Origin of the sequence: Flagellimonas lutimaris (assembly GCF_003581615.1) — a bacterium.
Classification (GTDB): Bacteria; Bacteroidota; Bacteroidia; order Flavobacteriales; family Flavobacteriaceae; genus Flagellimonas; species Flagellimonas lutimaris.
On the sequence record NZ_QXFH01000056.1, the window covers coordinates 1 to 664 of the forward strand.

General features: G+C 57.5%; 1 protein-coding gene. It reads right to left on the minus strand.

Features of this window, described 5'->3' with window-relative positions; all coding sequences use genetic code 11:
* Nucleotides 1-664 (minus strand): chlorophyll a-b binding protein (locus tag D2V08_RS18255; protein ID WP_182835456.1); only part of this gene is annotated, 664 nt, incomplete at both ends.

Below are 664 nucleotides of genomic sequence, written 5' to 3' on the forward strand. Positions count from 1 at the left end.
GCCCATGCATTGTTGGCTACTGGATCAGCCACGTGATCATAGAGGTTCTCAATTGGGCCTTTCCCAGTAACAATGGCCTGCACGAAGAAGCCAAACATTGAAAACATTGCCAACCTTCCATTCTTGAGCTCCTTCACCTTGAGCTCAGCAAATGCTTCTGGGTCTTCTGCCAAGCCCAATGGGTCGAAGGCCCCCCCGGGGTAGACCTTGTCGAGGCCCTCTCCGAGCGGGCCTCCTCCGACTCTGTAACCCTCGATCAACCCCATCAGGACAACTTGGCTAGCCCAGATAGCCAAGATGCTCTGAGCATGGATCAAGTTCGGGTTGCCCAAGTAGTCGAGGCCGCCCTCGGAGAAGATTTGGGATCCGGCCTTGAACCACACGGCCTCTCCGAACTTGACCCCGTTCTTGGAGAGGATCTCGGGGAAGACGCAGCCCAATGCACCGAGCATGGCCCAACGGGAGTGGATCACCTCCAGCTCGCGGTTCCTTGCGAACGTCTCGGGATCAGCCGAGAGCCCAGCAGTGTCCCAACCATAGTCACCGGGGAATTCCCCGGTGAGGTATGATGGGGTCTGCTCGGAGAATGGGCCCAAGTATTTGGGCCTGTCCTCTCCGTACCAGATGCTCTGGGGAGTGCTCTTGACTGTACGCCTCATGGTGA